This window comes from Flagellimonas pacifica (assembly GCF_900215465.1).
Taxonomy (GTDB): domain Bacteria; phylum Bacteroidota; class Bacteroidia; order Flavobacteriales; family Flavobacteriaceae; genus Flagellimonas; species Flagellimonas pacifica.
Genome location: NZ_OBEH01000004.1, coordinates 61,298 through 86,437, shown reverse-complemented (window position 1 = coordinate 86,437; position 25,140 = coordinate 61,298). Strand labels below are relative to the sequence as shown.

The following is a 25,140-nucleotide window of genomic DNA, read 5'->3' as shown; positions in this document are numbered from 1 at the left end:
AGGAGTAGTTGAATACCTATGATTAAAAAAGCTTTTAATTTTTTCTTATTTGCTTTCTTTCCTCTTTTTTTACAGGGGCAGGACTACAAATTTCATCACTTTACCACTGTAGAGGGACTTCCACATAATGAAGTACGAAAAATTGCCAAAGATTCAACAGGTTTTTTTTGGTTTGGAACCCAAAATGGACTGAGTAGATATGATGGTTATAAATTTAAAACCTATAAGCATTCATCAGGAGATGAAAATACCATAGCTGGAGATAAAATTATTTCTTTGGCAGCTTCTGCAAACCACTTGTGGGTCGGTACCCTATCTGGACTCAGTGCTATAGATACCAAAACGTATAAAGTAAAGCCATTACCTAAGGTTACACAAAAAATTGGTTCGGCAGCCATTTGGATGTTGTTTGTTGATTCCAATAATAATACTTGGTTGTCCACTGAAAAAGGAAACTATATTATTGACAACGAGAGTTTAGAGATAAAGGAAGTTCTGCCAGAATATAATTTGGCATGCATCGGAAAGGGACTTAAATCCATTCTCTGGATTGGAACTGACAAAGGAATGTTGAAATATGATTTGAATCTAAGGTCCGTCCTTAATAAATATGAGATGGGATCATTTAGTGTTTTTTCTTTGGATGATATTTATTCGGATTCGGATGGTGCCACATGGGCTACTTTGAATAACAATATTTTTAGATATCAACCTGAGCGTGATAGATTTTTGAACGTGTATACCTCTGGTTCTTTAAATACAATATCCCAATTCAAGGAATCCATACTTTTTGGAAGTTATGGTAATGGTCTTGTTGAATACAACAAAAGCACTGGGGAGTTTGCAACTTTGAGAGCTGATCCTACAGACCAGTTTTCTATCAGTAGTAATGATATTTATCAAGTATTCGCAGATAATGATAATTATGTATGGGTCGGAACCCAAGAGGGATTGGATTATTATGATTTTTCTAGACATAGGTTTAAGAGTCTTAGACATCTACCGGGTAATTCCAATAGTCTAAGAAATAATTTTGTGCAAAGCATTTATCAGGATGAGGAAAATGTATTTTGGATAGGTACGCGTAGTGGGATTGACCGTGTGCTTTTCTATAAAGGATATATAGATTCTAAAGTTGAACATTTTGTACTTGAAGGTGCAATTTTTGAAGAACTGAATAATGCATATGTAACCGACATACACAAAGATACAACTGAAAAAATGTGGTTTGCCACCCTTGACGAAGGGCTTTTTTCATATGATTTGAAAACAAATTTATTAAGGCGCTTTGTTCCCAATGAAAATGATGGTTTATCTATACCCTCAATATCGGTACGGTCAATTATGGAAGATGCTAAAGGAAGGTTGTGGCTGGGTACAGGAGAAGGGATATCTCTAATTCATAAGAATGAAAGCACCGTTAGCTTTGAGAACTTCCAATTTCCAGAATCCGAAAAAGACTCAACAATCATAGGAGATGTTTTTTCCATTTTTCAAGATAGCAAAAAAAGAATTTGGGTGGGCCATAATAATGGTGGTGTTGGCTTGTTGCAAGAAAAGAATGGAGAACATAGTTTTAAAAGATTCAGGCACGATTCGTCAAATCCCAAGTCACTGAGCAATGATGCGGTGTTTGTAATATTTGAAGATTCAAAACAAAGGATTTGGTTTGGCACCTCGGAGAATGGCCTTAACTTATTGATGGAGCCAAATGGACTTGAAAAAGATCCCTTGTTCTTTAAGAGATATACTGAAGCCGACGGACTTTCTGATAATGAGGTTAATGGGCTGCTTGAGGATAAAACAGGAAATCTTTGGATAGCTACTAATAAAGGATTGTCCAAGTTCAACGTATTAGAAGAAACCTTCACCAATTATGTTACTTATGATGGTGTATCTAAAGGAAAATTCAGGAAAAATGCATGTTGGAAAACAAAAGATGGAATGCTCTTCTTTGGAGGCACTTCAGGAATCAATTACTTCGACCCTGATAATTTGGAGGATAGTTTAATGGCTCCAAGCCCGGTATTTACATCACTTTCCATTGATGGTAATGAAATTGAGGTTGGTGAAGAAATGGATAATACAGTTGTTCTATCCCAGCCACTGAGAAAGGGAGCCGAAATCCGGTTGTCTGGGGATGAGAATAGATTTGATTTGGCATTTTCGGCATTATCCTATACTTCTCCCTTAAGAAATCAGTATGCTTATAAATTGGAAGGTCATGACGAAGAATGGAAATATGTTACAGGTGAAAACCCGCATGTGAGCTATGCCAAGTTGACCCCGGGATCATATCGTTTTTATTTAAAAACTTCCAACAATTATGGAGTTTGGAGCAAAGAACCAATTCATTTGGATTTTATTGTTAAAGCTTCTTTTTATAACAGCAAATTGGTTAAGGTAGGGGTGTTTGTGCTTCTTGCTATTGCTGCATTTTTAGCTATTCTAGTTTACTTGAAGACTAGGAAGAACAAAAGATTGATTAAAAGCGGTATCAAACCAAGAAAGAAGGTGGTAAAAACTGTAGACCCTGAAATGGATCAAGAGAACAAAAATTTAGTGGGAAGACTTAACGAAGAAATGCAAAAGAACCATATGTACTTGGATCCAAATTTAAATTTGGGTCAATTGGCAGAAAAATTAGATATAAGCGCCAACCATTTGTCAATGCTTTTGAATGACTATGTTGAGAAAAACTTTTATGATTTCATAAATTACTATAGGGTAGAAGAAGTGAAAAGAAGGCTGGCAAATTCTTCATATGACAACCAAACCATTTTATCTATTGGGGTGGATTGTGGTTTCAATTCAAAATCTGCATTTAATAGAATATTTAAAAATATTACTGGCAAAACCCCAAGTCAATATAAAAATGAGGTAAGCAGAAACTAATTCTTCATACTATAACAACCTCTTATTTTGTCACTATTTTCTTAATGTTATTGAGTTTTACTATGTAAGAGAGTTTTTGCTTGCCTATAAATTTTGGCTCTTTCCTGAATTGTAAAAAAGTGTCATTAATTGCTTTGTAAATTTTTAAGTAACTAATAATCAATATTTTGATTGTGTTTTTTTAATCAAAACAACAAGTCCCAACGCTCATTGGGACTTTTTTTGAATATAAATCTTGTCCCAACTTTCTCTTTAGGTCGAATTCATGTTATGCAATCATTAAGCTTGTATCAAATATTTCGAAACTTCATTAATTATTATCACAAAAGATTACATAACAATTAATACGCATTTCGGGATAGGCCATTGTAGCTCATTTTTATCAATAGAAAAGTTGCAAGGCATAGAAATGGAAAGATGTGTAAACATCTAGATATATAACCAAAGGTCAATAATCAAAAAACAAAGAATATGAAGGGATAAAACTAGAGAAGTGCCACTAAAACATATGCTAAAGTTTAACCATGTTTAGCAAAACTAAATTACTCATAAAATCAAACTTAAAAGAATGAAACCAGTAAGATTACGAAAAACAAAACCAGGAAAGTTGGGGCGCATTGTGGCCTTGAGGCTTCTGTTGGTATTGTTGTTGCCATTAACGGCCTTTGCCGGCAACAATGATTGGGATAGAAACTTTCAGCAAGAAATTTCAGGAACAGTGACTGATGAAAATGGGTCTCCGCTTCCCGGTGCCAGTATTGTTGAAAAAGGAACTGTCAATGGTACGCAGACAGATTTTGATGGAAACTTTAAGATTACTGTGGCAGATTCAAATGCTGTTTTGATGATTTCCTATATTGGATACACTACACAAGAAATTCCGTTGAACGGACAAACAACTTTATCAGTTGTCATGGTGGAAAGCTCTTCCACACTTGACGAAGTGGTAGTGGTTGGATACGGTACAACGGTAAAACGAAATTTGACAAGTTCGGTATCTGCCATTACAACAGAAGAGATAAAGGAAATACCAGCTACCTCACTTAGTAATGCTGTGGCAGGAAGATTTGCAGGTGTGAATATAAGCTTGGCCGGTGGAAAACCGGGAAGAACCTCGGATATTGTAATTAGGGGTGCAACATCTGAAGGTTTTAATGGTAATAATCAACCGCTTTATGTTATTGATAATATCATTGCAACAAAAGAATTGTTTGATGCTTTGGATGTTAGTGAGGTAGAGAATATTTCCATTTTAAAAGATGCCGCCTCCGCAGGGGTCTATGGTTCAAGAGCTGCCAACGGTGTGGTTTTGGTGAAGACCAAATCAGGAAAAACCGGCAGGCCTACTATAAATATTACTTCTACCATAGGTACAACGGAGCCTACTATAGTACCACCAATGACAACGGCTTATCAACAAGCCTTGCTAATTGGCCAACAGCAAGATTTTAACAATCTGGCTCCAGATGATCCGGCTAGATTTAATCAAGCTGAGCTTGACTATTTACGGGATCAAAACTTTGGATCTTATCTTGATCAGGCGGAGAAAAGTCCAATATTGACTAGACATGCCATGACCGTTGGAGGTGGTACAGATAATGTCCGTTATTTTATGTCTGGGTCTTTTGTGAAGGAAACAGGAGCATTTGATAATTTGGAATATAGAAAGACCAATTTGAGAGCCAAAGTAGATGTTGATGTTACCGATAATTTAAATATTTCGCTCAATCTTAATACAAACAATGATCTGAGGGAAGAATTCTATTGGAGATGGAACGGTAGTGATGAGGACTTTGGAGATTTCTACAGAACGGCCAACAGAACGGGACGATGGGGTCCTGCAACAATTAATGGGCAATATGTGGCAAACTTTAATGGGTGGAACCCTCTACACCTGATTGAAGGTGGAGCAGGAACTAATGACCGTAAAGCCAGAAATATTGGAGCCATTATTGATATCAATTATAAGATTCCTTTTTTGAAAGGCTTGAAAGCTGGGTTAACCTACAATAGACTTAATACCAGAAATGATAGGACATTTAGAAGAAATGTTGTAGAAGATTTCACGTTTGCAGCTGATCCAAACAACCGTTTTCGTTTAACGGATGAGATTATTGGAACTCGAGTACGTAGTGATGATTTTGCAAATTCCAACAGTTTGTTGGAATCAACAGAAGAGATAGAGTCTTATCAATTGAATGCTAGATTGGGTTATGAAAACACTTTTGGTAACCATTCTATAAATGCATTTGTGAATTACGAACAGTACGAAAGGGATAACAAGTCATTTTTTGGTCTGCGCAGAAACTTACTTTCTCCATTGATCACTCAATTGTTTGCAAGTGATCCGGCGGTTGAGAATCAATTTGCAAGTGGAAGTGCTGGTGAAACAGGAAGGCAATCTGTAATCGGTAGTCTTGGTTATAACTACAAAGACAAATTTTTCTTGAACTCTACCTATAGATTTGATGGATCTGCCCAATTTGCAAAGGATGAGCGTTGGGGCTTCTTCCCATCTGTTTCAGCGGCATGGGTATTGAGTGAAGAAGATTTTTTCAAGAATAATCTTGGATTCTTTGATTTCTTTAAAATAAGATATTCTATCGGTAGTACCGGGAATGATGATGTAACCGGACAAGGAGCAACAGTATTCCCATACATACAAACATATACGGGTGGGTTGACAGGTCCTGTATTTGGTACTGGTGATGCAGTTACAGGGGCTGTTAGGATAAGTGGAGAACCTGACCCTTTTATCACATGGGAAAAACAAACTTCATATAACCTAGGTTTTGATTTTAATGTTTTGGACGATAGGTTATCCACCACATTGGATTTCTTTAAGAATAAGAAAACTGACCTATATGGATCAAGGCAGGAACTTGTACCTTCTTCAACTGGATTGAGCTTGGGCCCAGAAAATTATGGGGCAATAGATATCAATGGTGTAGAATTACTGTCTACTTATAAAGATAATATAGGAGAAGACCTTTTCTATGAAGTTGGGCTGGTTTTTGGATATTCAAAGGCAAAGTATGTAACACTTGATGAGCCGGAAACCCGAAGACCTTATGAAATACGCACTGGCCGTGAGGTAAGTAGAAGAACAGGGCTGATTAGCGAAGGAATCATAAGAACCCAAGGACAGTTGGATGATCTTATTGCAAACGGGTACAAAGTTTTTGGCCAAGATCCACAATTGGGAGCGTTATATTTTAGGGATCTGCGAGGAAACCCTACAGATGACCCTCAAGGGAATACGCCTGATGGTGTTATAGATGGAAATGACATTGATTTTATTGGAAGGAATGATGCACCATTTAACTATGGTCTACGATTGAACCTTCGCTATAAAAGATTTAACCTAATGGCATTTGCGCAGGGTTTTGCGGGCCACCAAAAATATCAACCTGCCAACAATAGATTCCAGTTCGGGATTGGTAATTCTTCGCATACGCAATGGTTGGATTCTTGGACACCGGATAATACGGATGCTTCTTTCCCAAGGTTTGGGTCACCGCGTGCGGATTCAAATTCCACTTTTTGGTATGCAGATGCAGATTTCTTAAGGATGAAAAACTTGAATCTTGGATATGACATTCCTGATTCAATTGTGGAGAGAATAGGAGCCGATCGCATAAATGTTTTTGCAAATGGCACAAACCTATTCATGATTTACAGTAATATCAAATCTTTTGAGCCAGAAACTTCAGGTAGAGGTATTCCTGTAAACAGAAGTTATAGTCTGGGAATTAATGTTACATTTTAAAAATAGTTATGATGAAGACAAAATATATAAGTACACTGGTTATGATTACCGCACTATTTCTTGTTCAGTGCAGTAATGACCCATTGGACAAAAGACCTTTGGGAGCTATTAGCCCTGAAGTTGTTTGGAACGATGTAAATCTGGCAAAAGGATTTTTGAACCAAATTTATGATCGAGCACTACCCTCGTGGCCTGTGGTGGCATCACAGCAATCAGACGATGCTGAAGGGGTAAATCCTGTTATGTACGGGGAGGTTTCAACAGATGGATCTATAGATAACTACAGTCCATCGTATGCAATAATCAAGGACATCAACATTCTGCTGGAGAACGTTGGAACCGGTGAGATTGAAGTTGGGGAACAAAACCTAATGAAAGGTCAGGCACTATTTTTTAGAGCTCGTCTATATTTTGAACTGGTCTCCTTGTACGGAGGGGTCCCATTGGTATTAACTGTGGGAGATAAATCGGATATTGAGGTTCTCCAAGTTCCAAGAAATAAAACCTCAGAGTGTATTACTCAGATAATAGCGGATTTGGATGAAGCTATAAGCTTGTTGCCAGATTCATATGAAAACGCGGGGTCCGATTATGGAAGAATTACAAAAGGAGCGGCGTTGGCGTATAAAGGTAAAGTGCTGTTACATTATGCAAGTGAACAATTTGATCCAGCCCAAGACAAAGGACGTTGGCAAGCAGCTTATGATGCAAATAAAGAAGCTAAAGACTGGGCAGACGCCAATGGAAAAGGTCTTCATTCAAGTTATAGTCAACTTTGGTTTGATGAAAGCGATGCTAATCCTGAAGCTATAATGATAAAAAGGTTCGCTGGAGATGAAACCCATGTAAGAGAAGCTGGCTGTCGTCCATTTATAGTGGGAACAAATGGAGAATCATTTGATAGGCCAACAAAGAGTTTGGTAGATGCCTACCCCATGAAAGATGGTAAGGCAATTACTGATGCTACCTCGGCCTATACTTATAATTCTACTACCTTATGGTTGAACAGAGATCCTCGTTTTGCAGCTACTATTGCATGGAATGGAGTTAACTGGCCTTTAAACAATCCAGAACCCAATACCACCAGTGATTTGAATTGGTCTTTTCAAGAAAATGCTATTGAGAGTCAAGCCAATGATAGAGTTACAAAAACAGGTTTCTATTGTAGAAAAGCTGTTGATGCATCGGTTGAAGGTGGAGCAGCAAGTTTGGCGGGCACCACTGACTGGATTTCTATCCGATACGCTGAGGTGTTGTTGAATTTGGCCGAAGCAGCCAATGAAATTGGGAATACTGCGGAAGCATATACTATGTTGAGCCAGATTCGTCAACGAGCTGGAATAGATGTTGGAGGAGGTCAATATGGTCTAGCAGCAGGTATGGACAAAGACCAAATGCGGGATGCTGTAATGTTGGAGCGTAGACTGGAACTGGTATTTGAAGGTAAAAGGTCTAGTGATTTAAGAAGACGAAGATTATATGGGGCCTTACTGAACGGAACACACAGAAAGGGTTATAGGGTTACAAGAACAGCTGCTTTTGATGCGCTTGATCCCAGCGGTGAAATTTTGGATGACAGAAAAGCACTGGAGGCTGGTGTTTTGAGTGGCAGTATCGATTTGGATGACCCTACAGTTTATAATACATATTTCTTGACCGAGGAAAGAAGTGTTGAGGAAATGGGCAATGTTACGGATGATGGAAAGGCTATTAACTTCTTGGATATCTATTATTTCTATGCAATTCCCCAAGATGATATGGGCAAAAACCCTGCGCTTGAGCAGACTGTAGGATGGCCTGGAGGAAATTTTGATCCTTTACAATAAAATGAAGATAGTTAGTTTGAGTTAGTTTTTAGTTGAAAGTTTGCAAGAAAAGAGGCTGCTTCATTGCAGTCTCTTTTTACTCTTATCTTAACCGTAATTGCAATATGACCCTATAAGTTTATAATATTTGTCATGAGTAATCAAAGGTCTTTTCGTGGTATAAACAGGATTAGGGTAAAGAACATTTTTCCGCTATCCTTAAGTGTTTTTGTGCTCACCATTTTCAATATGGCTGGTCAAGAACGTAACAGTGCACCTAAGGCACAACTCTTTGAGTTACTCCCTCCCTCAGAGTCCAATGTCCATTTCAACAATATTTTGAAGCAGACCAAAGCGGACAATATTTTTGTTTACAAGGGATTCTACAAAGGAGGTGGAGTTGCCATAGGTGACATTAATAATGATGATTTACTGGATATTTATTTCACAGGCAACCAAGTAGGCGATAAACTCTATCTGAACAAAGGTAATTTCAAATTTGAGGATATCACTTTCTCCGCTGGGATTCTCAATAGAGGAGGGTGGTCCACTCATGTTAGTATTGTTGATGTCAATAATGACGGGTGCAAGGATATTTATGTCTGCAAAAGTTTGTATGACAACCAAGAAAAGCTGCGGGAGAACGAACTTTACATTAACAATGGGAATCTTACCTTCACAGAAGCTGCAGCCCAGTACAACCTCAACGACAACAAAAGAACTACAGAGGCCAATTTCTTCGACTTTGACCGAGACGGGGATTTTGATGTCTATATAGTAAACCAACCCAAGAATTCTTCCATTTTGGCACCAAAAGGTTCGGAAAAGAAAATAGAACCGCATGAAAACTATCGTCTATTGGAAAATAAAGGAGGAACATTTGTGGAAACCCCAACTAATGGTAGTATAAGCAACTATGGCTATGGATTGAGCTCCGCAATAGCCGATTTTGACAATGATGGTTGGCAGGACATCTACGTGGCCAATGATTACAAGGGGCCCGACTTTTTCTACATCAACAATAAGGACGGTACCTTTACTAATAAAATTTATGAAAACATAAAACACACCTCCTATTTCAGCATGGGAGCAGATATCGGTGATATCAACAATGACGGTTGGATGGATTTTGTGGTGCTAGATATGGTGGCCGAGGACAACTTCAAGCTGAAAAGCAACATGAGTTCCATGAATCCGGTGGAATTCTGGGACAATGTGAGCCAGGGAGGGCATTACCAATATATGTTCAATACGTTGCAGCTGAACAATGGTGTGGATGCAAATGGTGGGCTTTTATTTAGTGAGATCGGACAAATGGCGGGCATTTCAAGTACCGATTGGAGCTGGTCTCCTCTATTAGCCGATTTTGATAACGATGGCCTATTGGACCTTTTTGTCACCAATGGGGTTCGTCACGAAATTGGAAATACGGACGCCCTAAAAAGATTAAATGGCTACATAGCCGATATTCTGGAGAAGCATAACCTGGAAAACAATGCCGATATTGATATTTGGCAGTACATCAATTTGGAAGAGGTACTGTCCTTTTTCCCTTCGGATAAGGTAAAGAACTATATGTTCCAAAATACCAATGGATTGCGCTTTCAAAAAACTTCCGATGCATGGGGGTTTGACCAAGAAACGTTTTCCACAGGGGCTGCCTATGGCGATCTGGACAATGATGGGGATTTGGATCTGGTGGTGAACAATATTGATGAGGTGGCCCATGTATACCGAAATAGGGCCAACACCATCAAAAAGAACAATTATTTGAGAATCAAATTTGAAAATGCAGGTAAGGCCCAGAGCTTTTTTGGAACAAAGGTCACAATTTATCACAAAAACGGATTCCAAACCGCTCAACTTACCAACGCAAGAGGAATCAATTCAAGCAGCGAGGAAATAATCCATTTTGGTCTGAAGGGCATTACCAGGATAGATAGCATAAAGATTGATTGGTTTAATGGCCGCACCTCTTTTGTTCGGAAAAAGGTAAAACCGAACCAGACCTTGATTCTGGATATGCAAAAGCAGAAAATGCACGATTCGAACGAAGCAGTTTCAAACTATATTTTTGAGGACATCACTTCCGAGGCACAGGTGAACTATATCCATAAGGAAAACAGATTTGATGATTATGCCCGTGAAGTGCTGTTGCCGCACCGTATGTCCACCTTGGGACCGGGACTGGCGGTATCGGATGCGGACGGCAATGGTCTGAAGGATTTTTATATTGGAGGGCCACAACAAGGCTTGGGCAAGCTGTTCACCCAGCAAACCAATGGCAGTTTTGTGGAAAATCCAATAAAGCTCATCCCGGATCTGAACAGGGAAGACATGGGAGCTGTATTTTTTGATGCCGATAACGATGGTGACCAGGATCTGTATGTGGTTTCTGGGGGCAACGAATTTGAAAAAGATTCCCAAAACTATCAGGATCGGCTTTACCTGAACTCTGGGGACGGAAAATTTGGACTGGCCGATAATGTGCTACCAACAATCAATGCCAGTGGTTCACGGGTAAAGGTCGCCGATTACGACAATGATGGTGATATGGATCTTTTTGTTGGTGGAAGGCAAGTTCCCGGTGCCTATCCAGAACCGGCAAAAAGCTATCTGTTAAAGAACCTGCTCAATGAAACAGGCCGTTTGCTTTTCTTGGAAGAAAACAAACCGCTGATGGAAAAATTGGGAATGGTCACGGATGCCGTTTGGACCGATTTTGATACGGATGGTGATCTGGACCTTATAGTCGCCGGAATGTGGATGCCCATTACCGTTCTGGAGAATACCGGTGGAACTTTTAGCAATAGCACCCAAAAATTCGGCTTACAAGAAACATCGGGATGGTGGTCCAGCATAACGGGTAGCGATATGGACAACGATGGCGACGATGACTATGTTCTGGGCAATCTGGGCCTCAACTACAAATACAAGGCCAGGCCGAACGAACCTTTTTCAGTACATCAGGGAGATTTTGACGGCAATGGAAAGAAAGATATTGTACTGAGCTATTACAACTACGGTGAGCAATATCCACTTCGTGGCAGGTCATGCTCGTCGCAACAGGTTCCTAGTATCAAGAAAAAGTTCAAAAGTTATAACGAATTCGCATCTGCCAGCCTACAAGATGTCTATGGACAGTCATCTTTATCAACGGCATTGCATTATGAGGCAAAGACCTTTGCCAGTATCAGTATGGAAAACCTCGGAAACGGAAAATTCAATATAAAACCGTTACCCGATCTCGCCCAGATATCCAGCATCAACAGTTCGGTCATCCATGATGTGGATAATGATGGCATCAAAGATGTGATTGTGGCAGGCAACCTATTTGGTTCCGAAATAGAGACCACTCGTAACGATGCCAGCCTTGGGCTATTTTTGAAAGGGAAACGTGATTTTGAATTTGAACCTGTGCCCATGGGCAAAAGCGGATTGAACATTTCCGATGATGTCAAGGAAATAAAGCTCATTGATTACGGCAAGGGAAAAGCTTTGGTCGTAGCGATCAATAATGGCAGGGCCAGATTGATAAAAATAAATTCCAAGTAATGGACAGGGGGATTTGCAAAATACTTGTATTTGGCCTTTTCCTTTTTTTGAGCAAGGGATACTGTCAGGATATTCCCAAAGTTTTCAAACAGGTAGCTGCCCAACATTCCAACATTCATTTTGAAAATGTGGTGGAAGAAACCACAACCTTCAATTATTACACCTTTATGCACATGTATATGGGGGCAGGAGTGGCCGTTGGCGATTTTAACAAGGATAAACTTCCTGACATCTATTTTACAGCCAACAAGGGGGATAACACGTTGTATTTGAACAAAGGAAACCTTCAGTTTCTGGACATTGCCAAAAGTGCGGGAGTGCAGGGCAATGGCGGGTTTTATACGGGTGTCACTACGGTGGATATCAACAACGATGGCTGGTTGGATATCTATATATGTCGCTCAGGTCCTGAAACCGATGCCCTGCAACGAAACTTGCTATACATCAACAATGGTGACCTCACTTTTACCGAATCATCCTCAAGTTATGGACTCTCTGAGTTTATGAGTCACTCCATACAGTCCAGTTTCTTTGATTATGACAATGATGGCGATCTGGATGTATATATTGTAAACACTCCGGTGGACTTTAAGATGGCCAATGAAGTATTCGATTTGAACAAGATATACAATGACCCCTCTTTTAAAACGTATGGAGGTGCTGACAAGCTATATCGAAATAATGGTGATCTTACCTTTACCGATGTATCCAATGAGGCAGGTATTTTGCCAGACATCTTTTTTGGATTGACAGTTTCAATAGCCGACCTCAATGAAGATGGCTGGAAAGATATTTATGTATCCAACGATTTTTCCGGTCCGGACCTACTGTATATCAATAACCAAAATGGTACGTTCACTGAAAGGGCGAAGCAGATGTTTTCGCACATCTCCAATTATAGCATGGGAGCCGATATTGGTGATGTCAACAATGATGGGCTACAAGATATTTTTGTGCTGGACATGCTTCCAGAGGATTATAAACGCTCAAAAACATCCATGAGCATGATGCCCAGGGATGTGATGTACAACATGGTGCAATCTGGATACCACTGGCAGTATATGCACAATGTGCTGCAAGTGAACAATGGTGTCTTCAATGAGAATGCACCTTCATTCCAAGAACTGGGATATTTTGCAGGTATTGAAAACACTGATTGGAGCTGGTCCTGTCTTATTGCCGATTTTGATTTGGACGGCCATAACGACATCCATGTGACTAATGGCATATTACGCGATGTGACCAACATGGATGCCCGTATAAAACAAAAGGAATATACCCAAGAGCTAAAAGCATCAAATCCCAATAATGTTGGTGTTGAAGAGCTTAAAAAGGCTAGGGCGTTTTTCCCATCCGTCAAACTATCTAACTATTTGTTCAAGAACAATGGGGACCTCACATTTACAGATATCAGCTCATCGGAAAACGTGGGCAAACCCTCTTTTTCCAACGGATCGGCTTATGCCGATTTTGACAATGACGGTGATTTGGACCTAGTCTGTAACAATGTAAATGATAAGGCCTTTCTATTTGAAAACAGAGCTTCCGAATTGGGCAACCATTACCTGAAGGTCATTGTAAAAGGAGCTCCCAACAATCATTTTGGTTATGGCTCCAAAGTTAAACTGACCATTGGGAACACCCTTCAGGTTAAGGAACTCTTATCCACAAGGGGGTACTTTTCGGCTTCTGAACCCATATTGCATTTTGGACTAGGAAAAGTTGGTAAGATCGACAAAGTTGAAATTACTTGGCCCGATGGAAAACAACAAATCTTACAAAAAGTAAGGGCAGATCAAGAACTGGTTTTTGAATATAAAGATGCCAAGGCTTCCGTAACTAAAAAAGTAGAAAAGTCAACCTTATTAAGAGAGGTCCCTAGATTGTTGGAACCTGATTTTGTACATACCGATATCTCCAATGACGATTTCAACGATCAGGTATTGCTTCCGCATAAACTCTCCAGCACAGGCCCGTGCATGGCAGTGGGAGATGTCAACAACGATGGGTTGGAAGATTTTTTTGTAGGTGGGGCCACATGGTTTTCCGGAGCAATCTATGTTCAGAAACCGTCCGGGAAATTTGAACGAACCGCCCAACCAGATCTTGAAGTGGACAAGAAGAGCGAAGATACCGCCGCACATTTTTTCGATGCCAATAATGACGGGTACCTTGATCTGTATGTAGCCAGCGGCAGTTATGAGGCCGAACCAGATAGTAGTGTACTGCACGACCGTTTGTATATCAACAATGGTACTGGGCAGTTTGTTAAAGATGAAGATGCTTTGCCACCATCAAAAAACTATGGTTCTTGTATTGCATCACTTGATTTTGATCAAGATGGTGATCAGGATCTTTTTGTTGGGGGAAGGACGGAAAAGGGGAAGTATCCGTATGCTGCGCCAAGCTACATATTGCAGAATGAAAATGGTTCCTTCAAAGATGTTACACCAACTAGGGGCAAAGATGTGCAACAGCTAGGTATGGTTACCGACGCCATTTCTACCGATTTTGACCAAGATGGTGACGATGACCTTATCTTGGTTGGTGAATGGATGCCCATCACTTTTTTGAAAAATGAAAATGGCTATTTGAAAAATGTGACTGGTTCCATGGGCTTTTCCCATACTGCGGGTTGGTGGAACACGATTGAGGCACATGACTTGGATAATGATGGTAGCACCGACTATGTGTTGGGAAATTTGGGCCTTAACTATAAATTTCATGCCAGTAAAGAGAAGCCGTTCCACATTTATGCGCATGATTTTGACAACACGGGAACGGTGGACATTGTTCTGGCAAAAGATATGGACAACGAACTGTTTCCCGTAAGGGGGAAGATGTGTTCCACGGAGCAAATGCCGTTCATAAAGGAGAAATTCCCCACGTTCACAGGTTTTGCAGAAGCCAATCTCACCGATATTTTGGGCCAGTCCATTCAACAGGCACTGCACTTGGAAGTGCAGGAGTTCCAATCCATCATCATTTGGAACAACGGCAAGGGGAAGTTCAGTATACAACCCTTGCCCAATGAAGCACAATATTCTGTGGTGAATGGAATAGTTTGTGGCGATTTTGACCAAGACGGAAAAGAGGACATACTGCTAGCTGGCAACCGATTTGAAACCGAGGTGGAGACCAGTAGGTCCGATGCTGGTAATGGTCTTCTCCTTAAAGGAAATGGAAAAAGGAATTTTGTCCCGGTTCCATCAAGGATCAGTGGTTTTTTTGCCCCTGAAAATGTGAAATCCCTCATCAGAATAAAAAAATCCAAACAAAAAAGTTTTGTTCTGGTGGGAGCAAACAACGAACGAATAAAGACATTTTTTAATTGACATAATTATATATCTAATATGAGATACTTTTCTTTGAAGGCCAGTGCCTTATTTTTTTTGCTGACTCTTGTTGTTGGTTGCGGTAAACAGGACAAGACCATTATGGATGTCGGGGGGTTTGAAATAGGAATTGATCGTACTGGTGCTTTAATAAAACTGACCGATGGCAAGAATAATGTCGATTATGCATTTGTGGATGTTGAGCGGCAACCAATCATGTCCATTCAAGTAAATGGGAAGCTGGAGCAACCCACATCTTGTGAATTTGATTCCAACACCAATAGATTTCTTCTAAAATATTCCGAAGATGCTATTTTGGCCGAGATTGAAATAGCAAATAAAGAAGATTACATCACTTTTGAGCTTGTATCCATTTCCAATCCGGACAAAGTGGAGTTGGTGACTTGGGGACCTTACAGGACAACTATAGGCAAAACCATTGGTGAAACCGTAGGAGTTGTTCGTAATGATACCTTCGCAATAGGTTTGCAGTCTTTAAATATGAGAACCTTGGGAGGGTATCCTACAGATGATGACATAAGCCCTGAGTTTGATATTTTTAGTACTACAAGTCTTTTGGATGTTTCGGATTCTTTAAAGATTTTGTACAGAGGGCACACTGCTTTGCCAAAAAGGTATGGAAGCAATCTGCAAGCTTATACAAGGAATAGAAAAGCAGAAAGGGTTATTGAAAACATGCATCATCATAAATATACAGCACCGTCTTATGAAGATGAAGGAGTTATGGGGTCCAAGATTGCTCTTTTCGGTTGTCAGCCCAAAGAGGTTCTGAATACTTTGGAAAAAATTGAAATAGAGGAAGGTTTACCGCATCCAAAACTTGATGGGGTGTGGGCAAAGAAATCCCCTCTGGCATCCTCGGCTTATTTGATTCAAAATTTTTCAGTCTCTAACATTGATAAAGCCATAGCCCTTACCAAAAAAGCTGGGTTGAAATATTTGTATCATTCAGATCCGTTTGAGAATTGGGGACATTTTGACCTTAAAAAAGAAGATTTTCCCGAAAACTGGGAAAGCATGAAGTCGATTGTGGAAAAAGCAGCAGCTCAAGATATTCAGGTTGGAGTGCATACCTTATCTAATTTTATCACGCCAAATGATCCATATGTAACCTCAATACCTGATGAGCGATTGGCCAAAGTGGGTAGCGATTTTTTGGTGAACTCTATTGATGACAAAGAAAAGGACATTGAAATAAAGGACCCTAGCTTTTTTAATCAAATGAATAACAATAATCTGCATGCAGTGGTTATTGGAAAAGAAATTATACGTTACGAATCTGTGTCAGAATTTGCTCCTTGGATTTTAAAGAATTGCTCTAGGGGAGCTTTCGGAACAACCTCTGCGGCCCATGAACAAGGTGCGCGTATCTCAAAATTGGCTGATCATGCTTATAGAACGTTTCTGACCAATACAGAGCTTTCTGTTGAAATGGGAGAAAAACTTGCTCAACTATACAATAAAACAGGATTGCGACAGATTTCGTTTGACGGTTTGGAGGGGAACCATTCTACCGGAATGGGCACATACGGACAATTGTTGTTTACCCATGCTTGGTATGATAATCTAGAGTCTCAAATAAAAGATGATTATGTTATGGATGCCAGTAGATCGGGACATTATTTTTGGCATTCGTTTACCCGCATGAATTGGGGAGAGCCATGGTACGACGGTTTTAGGGAAAGTCAGACCCTGTACCGCATACTCAACCAGGATTACTTCCGCAGAAATTATATTCCAGGTATGTTGGGCTGGTTTGCTATGCGTGAAAATACGAGTATTGAGGATATTGAATGGATGTTGGCAAGAAGTGCCGCTTTTGATGCAGGATATGCCTTGGTCACTTCAGCTGAGATCATCGACACAAATGGTTTTGGAGATGAAGCATTGGAGCAAATAAAACAATGGGAGAAGGCTAGAATATCTGGGGCCTTTTCTAGTGACCAGAAAAAGCGAATGGAAAATATTGAAAAGGAGTTTACTCTGGAAACTGTCTCCGGAACTGAATGGAACCTAATTCCATATGCTGTTGAGAGGTTTGAGCACTTGGCAAAAACTCGCCAGCCTGGGGAACCTGTATGGACGAACTTTGCCTTTAACAATGAACATGAAGAACAGACTATAAAGTTTATCCTCAGTACAAAGAATGGGGGAAGTGCCTCTGGTGTTACCATGGAAATTAACAACTTCAAAAAAGTCCATTTAAATGTAGTCATTGGACCCAATCAGTTTTTAAAGTACAATGGGGGAAATGAAGCTATCCTATATAATGCGACTTGGAACAAAATAAAGAGTATTCCAATTGACCAGGAAAAACTAATTATAGGTACGGGAGAACAAAAAATCAAGGTAGATTGCCATTTTTCGCCAACGGAAGATACAAGTTTAAAATTAGAAATTAGAACCGCTGGAACTCCGGAGAGGGTGAAAAAACTGTAAACTCATGTTTTAATTAAGTGTGTTTACCAATTTATGAGGTTATAGTTTTAGTAGACAAACTTAAAGTTTTGAATTTAATAAAGTATAATCTTTTGGAATATGAGAAAGTCTGTGAATCATTGATTCGCAGACTTTCTTTTTATAGACTCTATTTAATGTTAATATAACTACATCTTTAATCTCATGAATAGCTCATGGGTATTTCTGTCCAGACCATCTATTGAGTTTTGAATAGCCGTTTCGTAAGCATATCCTAAATTGAATCCGTTACTAATATTGAATAGGAACATTCCGCTTAGGCTTTCATCGAACCTATACGAGGCCCCAAACTCAAAACGCTCCCCAAAATCCAAAATACCTGTCAACTCTAAAGATATTGGTGATGCATCCACATAGCGTAACATTCCCATAGTCTTTAGATCAAGTGTTTTACCTAGAATAAAACTATAACCACCACTTAAATAGGCATGCATGCGGTCAACACCCAAATAGGCATTTCCATCCTTTTCTTGCAGACGGTCAGGAGTCAATAATTTAGGAACAGACAACGATGCAAAATATCTGTCATGTTTTAGATAAGCACCAGCGCCCACATTAGGTGTAAAACTGCTCTCATAATCCATGAGAGCACCATCCTGTCCAACTCCATATGTTACAAGTCCATCGGTATTAGCATCATAAGAGTTTGCACTTCCTTTTATTCCAAAGTAAAGTTTATGTTCCTCATCTAGCTGAATATAATACGAAACGTCAATGGCAAGCCAGGTCTGTTGTTCTATAAACGTACGATCATTTAAGATAGATACGCCCAATCCAACATTTTTGCCCACCGGCATACCAAAAATGGCACTTTGGCTTTCTGGAGCTCCTTCAATTCCTGCCCATTGACTCCTGATGCCCAATGCTAGTTCGGCTGCCTCAGAACTTCCGGCAAAAGCAGGATTGTAAATGTTCATACTATAGCGATAAAATGTATAGTTAGGATCCTGCTGGCCGCTCACGGTGGTAGATAATACCAGGGCCATTACAGGTACTATTAATTTTTTGAATATATCCATGTCTTTATAATGTGTTTTTTGTTGTAATGATTAATAGTTGATAAAAATCCAGCCTTGTATTGGTTTGCTTCCGTCTCCCAAGTCTATGATATACAAGTAAGAACCAGCTGGAAGCTTTTCATTTCTACTTTTGTAAAAACCTTCCCAGTTATTTCTATAGGAGTTAGCGGAAAACACCACATGTCCCCATCTGTTATACACGGACACTTTGTTGTTGGGATAGTTATCAATGCCAGGTATTACCCATGCTTCATTGTTACCATCTCCATTTGGCGTAAACGCTTGTGCTGGGATCAATAATGGTTCATCAGTAGTAGGGAAGGCATCATCTCCATCAATAACGCCATCGTTGTCATCATCATCATCCATACTATCAGGAAGACCATCTCCATCGGTGTCTAATGGTGTATCCTGGGCATCTAATGGGTCAGTTCCTTCAGATGTTTCTACTTCATCTGAATATCCATCACCATCGTCATCGGTATCTGAATTGTTGCCAGTTCCATCTCCATCTGTATCTATGGTTTCAGAAGCATCTTTTGGGAAATCATCTTCATCATCTGGAATACCATCGTTATCATCATCATTATCCACATTATCACCTAGTCCATCTCCATCATTGTCTAAATCGGTAACACCATCATTATCGTCATCATTATCAGAGTTATCGCCTATACCATCACCATCTGCATCTGAATCTTCGTTGGGATCTGTAGGAAATGCATCTTCAGTATCAGGAGTTCCATCGTTGTCCGCATCATCATCCGCATTATCTCCTACACCATCATTATCAGTATCGGTATCCTCATTGGCATCCTTCGGGAAGGCATCATCGCCATCATCGGTACCATCGTTGTCATCATCGTTATCGGCATTGTCGCCGGTTCCGTCACCATCGGTATCGGTATCTTCGTTAGGATCTTTCGGGAAGGCATCATCGCCATCATCGGTACCATCGTTGTCATCATCGTTATCGGCATTGTCGCCGGTTCCGTCACCATCGGTATCGGTATCTTCGTTAGGATCTTTCGGGAAGGCATCATCGCCATCATCGGTACCATCGTTGTCATCATCGTTATCGGCATTGTCGCCGGTTCCGTCATTATCCGTGTCGGTATCTTCGTTAGGATCTTTCGGGAAGGCATCATCGCCATCATCGGTACCATCGTTGTCATCATCGTTATCGGCATTGTCGCCGGTTCCGTCACCATCGGTATCGGTATCTTCGTTAGGGTCTTTCGGGAAGGCATCGTCACCGTCATCGGTACCATCGTTGTCATCATCGTTATCGGCATTGTCGCCGGTTCCGTCATTATCCGTGTCGGTATCTTCGTTAGGGTCTTTCGGGAAGGCATCGTCACCATCATCAGTACCATCGTTGTCATCGTCCGTGTCGGCATTGTCGCCGGTTCCGTCATTATCCGTGTCGGTATCTTCGTTAGGGTCTTTCGGGAAGGCATCGTCACCATCATCAGTACCATCGTTGTCATCGTCCGTGTCGGCATTGTCGCCGGTTCCGTCATTATCCGTGTCGGTATCTTCGTTAGGGTCTTTCGGGAAGGCATCGTCATCGTCATCGGTACCATCGTTGTCATCGTCCGTGTCGGCATTGTCGCCGGTTCCGTCATTATCCGTGTCGGTATCTTCGTTAGGGTCTTTCGGGAAGGCATCGTCATCGTCATCGGTACCATCGTTGTCATCGTCCGTGTCGGCATTGTCGCCGGTTCCGTCATTATCCGTGTCAGTATCTTCGTTAGGGTCTTTCGGGAAGGCATCGTCACCGTCATCGGTACCATCGTTGTCGTCGTCCGTGTCGGCATTGTCGCCGGTTCCGTCATTATCCGTGTCGGTATCTTCGTTAGGGTCTTTCGGGAAGGCATCGTCACCGTCATCGGTACCATCGTTGTCATCGTCCGTGTCGGCATTGTCACCGGTTCCGTCATTATCCGTGTCGGTATCTTCGTTAGGGTCTTTCGGGAAGGCATCGTCACCGTCATCGGTACCGTCGTTGTCATCGTCCGTGTCGGCATTGTCACCGGTTCCGTCATTATCCGTGTCAGTATCTTCGTTAGGGTCCAAAGGGAAGTCATCATCTACATCCAATGTTCCATCTCCATCATCATCATCGTCACATGCATTTCCTTCTCCATCATTATTGGTGTCTAACTGGTCTGCGTTGGCTGTATTGAGACAATTGTCAGTGTCGTCTTTTACTCCATCATCGTCAACATCAGTTTCCTTTGTTACGGAATCCGTTGCAGCAGTTCCTTCATTGTTGTTGGTGTCTGTAAGCGTAACTGACAGTGTGATTGTTCCATCTCCTAGACCACTCAAATCTATATTTGAAATTTGATCAGTAGCAGAAACAATTGTACCTGTACCTGTAACATTGGTTCCACCTCCATCACTACTAAAAGTATAGTTATACGTGGCTCCAATTTCAGCACTTGCAAAAGTGAAGCTTATAGCACCTTCGTTTGAGGTATCAATATCACTCTGATTAATGGATACCGTGTATCCAGAAGGAGGTGTATCATCCACATTTGTTACCTTTACTGTAATAGTTTGATCTGTGGTTCCACCACTGTCTGTTGCCCTTAGGGTAATTTCATATTCGTTATCCGCATTTGCATCATCTGGATCTTCAAAGTCTGGTGGAGCCAGAAAAGTAAGCTCACCTGTTGAACCATCTATGCTGAACAGGTCATTATCTCCTCCAATAGCCAAAGCGTATATGATTCCATCATCATCTGCACCACCGTCTCCATCGTTGGCAACCGCATCAGTAATTATGCCTGTCCCATTCTCGGCGAACTCTATTACTGGCAACATATGATATTCATGTACTCTTTTCGTGAATCCCACGGTATAAAATTTAGAGCCGTTTGAGTTAAAGGCCAAACCATAGGGATTGCCCTCTTGATCATCTGTGTCGAAGACCAAGCCGGCATAACTAATACTTGAAAGATCATAAGGAGTAGATAAATCATAGGCCAGTAATTCTCCTCCAATGGTAATTACGAATAACCTGCTACCATCTCCATTAAAGTCAAGTTCCATGGGACTGCCATCTTCCGTAATCCCGTAGGAATTATTGGTGTAGACTGCTGTTGATAGATTGAACGGAGTGCTTAAATTATATTCATATATATATTTGTCGTTGTAGGCAAGCAGATACATTTTACTTCCAGTATCATTAAAAGTTACATCATAATAAGAGGTACCCTCTGTAGCGCTGTAGGCTTGGGAAAATGTTGCTGTTGATATATCATATGGAGATGAAAGTGCATATTCGGTTATATTATTTCCCGAGTTGGCACTAGCATAATAGATTTTGGTGCCATCATTGTTAAAGTTTATTCCAGTGGTTCTACCGGACATTCCTGTCAAAGAATCCACATAACTTGCTGTGGAAACATCATAAGGTGTAGACAAGGTATATTCTGCTATTTCACTTGAAAAAATACCACTCACAAACATCTTTGTTCCATCATTACTAAAGGTAATTCCGTAGGGAGAGCTGAGCTGTGAGGATACGTTGGTGGAATTACCGGAAAAGACTGCGGAAGAAACATTATAGGCAGCTGTTGGAGCTGTGAAAATTGGCAAATCGTCTTCAGCAATAATGGATAAGGTAATGTTTGCAGTAACTTTTGTGCCTGCATCATCCAGCTCGTAGGTAACAGTATCACTCCCATTTTCGTTTGCATTAGGGGTATAGATTACCTCATTGCTCCCATTTACGGTTGCTGTTCCCTTAGATCCTTGAACTGTTATTGTAATTGTTGGTGTATTGTTGGTGTCGTACACATCATTAAAAAGAACCACTATGGGGTCTGATACTGTATCTTCATCCAACACCGCCAAATCATCGCTTGCGCTCACTACCAAAGTGATGTCATAAGGACCAAAGGTTTGAGGTCCAACATTTCCGGCATTGTCTTTTGCTTCAGCATGGATGTACCAACCATTTCCCCCTGAGGAAAAATTCACGGTTTTGGATTGACTATTGCTCCATGAAGTCCAGCTAGCATCGTCTGTAGCTGGTGGAGTTGCATTCTGAACCAAAGCATAGCGTTGCACATCAAACCCACTACCTGAAGTTTCATCCTGAAAGGTTATTGTAATATCTGTATCTGTATCTATTGTTCCACTTGCAGGAGTTGCGGAAATGGTGGGCAAAGTATCATCGTCTACTATGGTCAAAGTTCTATAAAATGGTTCTGACCATACTCCTGTGTCTGTTTGTACTCGTTGACTAATAATATAATCCGCGGAAAGCGTATTATAAGCCGAAAAATCAGTCATTGGTGTTGTACTGTTATAAATCTCAGTATCAGTTGGGTTTCCATCCACATCATAGGTTCGTTGTGTCACAATCCATTCTTCAACCGTTAATGTTCTTCCATAAGGATCTACAGAGTTGTCCTCAATGGAAATAGTCATATTGCCCGTATAGGTATTCAACTGATCGGGTTGAATGTTGAATTGGGCAATGGGAAGGTCGCTACTACCTCCAGTTCCTGAAGATTTTTCAACATAAATGGAAGATGGTGTGCTCCAAGTTCCCTGATGATCTTGAACGGTTAGCATAATTAGGTATTGGCCATCGGCGACAGCATTTTTGTCAAATGCGCCCGTAGTCCAATCATTTGTGGAAGCGGCATCAACTGATTTCCATTTCCATTCTGATTGGGCGATACCATTGTTGGCTCCTCCGTCTTGGTCGTATGAAGTATTATTGATGAATCCAGTATCTGAACTATAGGTGAAGCTAGCGACTGGTTTTCTATGAAAGTACAATGTGGTGGGAGCTGTTGGTAATTCTTCAAAAGTGAAGGTGTATTCCCCAGGTTTCTCATAATATTCGGGTACGTCTTCCAAAAACAAGTTATTCCAGGAAACTTGCCCCGTGTTATTGTCAAAATGAGTATGGTCATGGGTAATTTTCCATCTACCACTGGGGTAACTTGCATTAGCCGTATTGGTCTTTAATTGAGAAGGGTCAACATCAATCTCCACTGATGTTCCGGCAATAAAGTAATCACCCGCAGTTACCGTACCAAATTGATATTGTTCGTAAATGTATTGGGCCATATTGTCAATCCAGGTTGACCAACTATCGGAATCCCTGTTAATAAAGGTTCCTTGGTTATTATTTTGTGTGATGAAACGCTCAAATTGGGCTTGGTTGGCATTGGTACCCCATCCAATGTAATGGATATCCTCATTGATGGTTCTCATCAGAATTTCTGAAAGATCGGTATCCACATCAAAATCGGCAACCTCAATATCATCAAGGTTTACATTGAACCGCAAGGCACTATTTCGCCACTGGGGTTCCCTAAGTACATCTTTAAAGGCTCTAAGCTCTAATTTTTCAATAGCAATGTCTTCAAAGTATGCTCCTGATTGTTCATGGACATAGAATCCGTAACTGCCCTGAGAGTGGCTACTATCATCAAAATTAAAGGCCTCAATCCAGTTTGATCCGGCATCTCCACCTCCACCACGTCTGGAAACTTTTATGTTGTCACCACTCATTTCAATTTTAAAATCGATAATCTGTCCGTTATAATAAGCAGCAAACATGTCGCCTCTGTTTTCATCCCATCCATAAGTTGCAGAACCCGTTCTTCCACTATTTGTGTTCAGTGCCAATAAAGAAACTGATCCGTTCTCTACTTTTATTATTCCTTCTGCAGGATATCCATCGGTTGGCGCATAACCAGAAATATTACCACATCCTGTGTGATTATCTATAATGTATGCGTAGAAGTTTTGGCTGTCCTCCATTCGGAATATAAAACCAACTTCTGCATGTAGATATGGAGTATCCGAAAGTCCAAAAGTTGCAGAAACAGATCCATCTGAAATATCTCCTGTAGGGTCATACATGGCAAAACCCCAACCTTTTGAGGTGTATCTACCCACAAAATCTGCAATTACCCTATTGGTATTTGAATCAAAAGAGAAGTAGTCTCCCGTATAACTATTATGTTGAGGTGGTTCGGTGCCATCAAAATTCATCTTGTTCCAACTATTGAAAATATCACTGGCATCCGCCTGATCTGAAGATATTGAACTTCGTTGAAAAGCTTCTACCCTGAGTTTCCCCAATGGTATACCTTTTAGGTTCATGGCTTGCTCTAAATCGGTTTCAAAAGTGGATAAGTCAACATTGGCAGTTCCAACGGTGACCATTACGTCAACATTGGGTCCTTGTTTTACCGTCATGTCAACAGTTTGGGCCTGTACTGTTC

General features: G+C 40.6%; 8 protein-coding genes. 6 read left to right on the top strand and 2 right to left on the bottom strand.

Features of this window, described 5'->3' with window-relative positions; genetic code table 11:
- The first annotated feature begins 18 nt into the window (after positions 1–18).
- From CRO15_RS12985 to CRO15_RS12960, 6 genes are all read left to right on the top strand, one after another.
- Positions 19–2,895, top strand: a complete 2,877-nt coding sequence (locus CRO15_RS12985) for a two-component regulator propeller domain-containing protein (protein ID WP_097046283.1) — start codon at positions 19–21, stop codon at positions 2,893–2,895.
- A gap of 568 nt (positions 2,896–3,463) precedes the next feature.
- Positions 3,464–6,664, top strand: a complete 3,201-nt coding sequence (locus CRO15_RS12980) for a SusC/RagA family TonB-linked outer membrane protein (protein ID WP_097046282.1) — start codon at positions 3,464–3,466, stop codon at positions 6,662–6,664.
- Between the two features lie 11 nt (positions 6,665–6,675).
- Entirely contained in the window at positions 6,676–8,490 is a 1,815-nt protein-coding gene (locus CRO15_RS12975) for a RagB/SusD family nutrient uptake outer membrane protein (RefSeq protein WP_207763886.1), read from the top strand.
- A 132-nt stretch (positions 8,491–8,622) separates the two neighbouring features.
- Positions 8,623–12,024 carry a VCBS repeat-containing protein gene (locus CRO15_RS12970; protein WP_097046280.1) on the top strand — a complete coding sequence of 1,134 codons (3,402 nt, stop codon included), beginning with the start codon at positions 8,623–8,625 and terminating at the stop codon, positions 12,022–12,024.
- Complete coding sequence (locus CRO15_RS12965) at positions 12,024–15,359, top strand: VCBS repeat-containing protein (RefSeq protein WP_097046279.1); 3,336 nt, start codon at positions 12,024–12,026, stop codon at positions 15,357–15,359. The genes CRO15_RS12970 and CRO15_RS12965 overlap by 1 nt, the downstream gene beginning before the upstream one ends.
- Before the next feature lie 18 nt (positions 15,360–15,377).
- Positions 15,378–17,819 (top strand): hypothetical protein, encoded by a 2,442-nt coding sequence (locus CRO15_RS12960; RefSeq protein WP_097046278.1) that lies wholly within the window; start codon positions 15,378–15,380, stop codon positions 17,817–17,819.
- A 167-nt stretch (positions 17,820–17,986) separates the two neighbouring features.
- Here the strand turns inward: CRO15_RS12960 and CRO15_RS12955 are convergent, their stop codons facing one another.
- Both CRO15_RS12955 and CRO15_RS12950 read right to left on the bottom strand, forming a co-directional pair.
- On the bottom strand, positions 17,987–18,877 hold the full coding sequence (locus CRO15_RS12955) for a PorP/SprF family type IX secretion system membrane protein (RefSeq protein WP_097046277.1): 891 nt from the start codon (positions 18,875–18,877) through the stop codon (positions 17,987–17,989).
- Positions 18,878–18,907: 30 nt separating this feature from the next.
- The gene (locus CRO15_RS12950; protein WP_101749394.1) at positions 18,908–25,114 is read right to left on the bottom strand and encodes a T9SS type B sorting domain-containing protein; all 6,207 of its coding nucleotides are present in this window, start codon (positions 25,112–25,114) and stop codon (positions 18,908–18,910) included.
- Between the last annotated feature and the right edge of the window lie 26 nt (positions 25,115–25,140).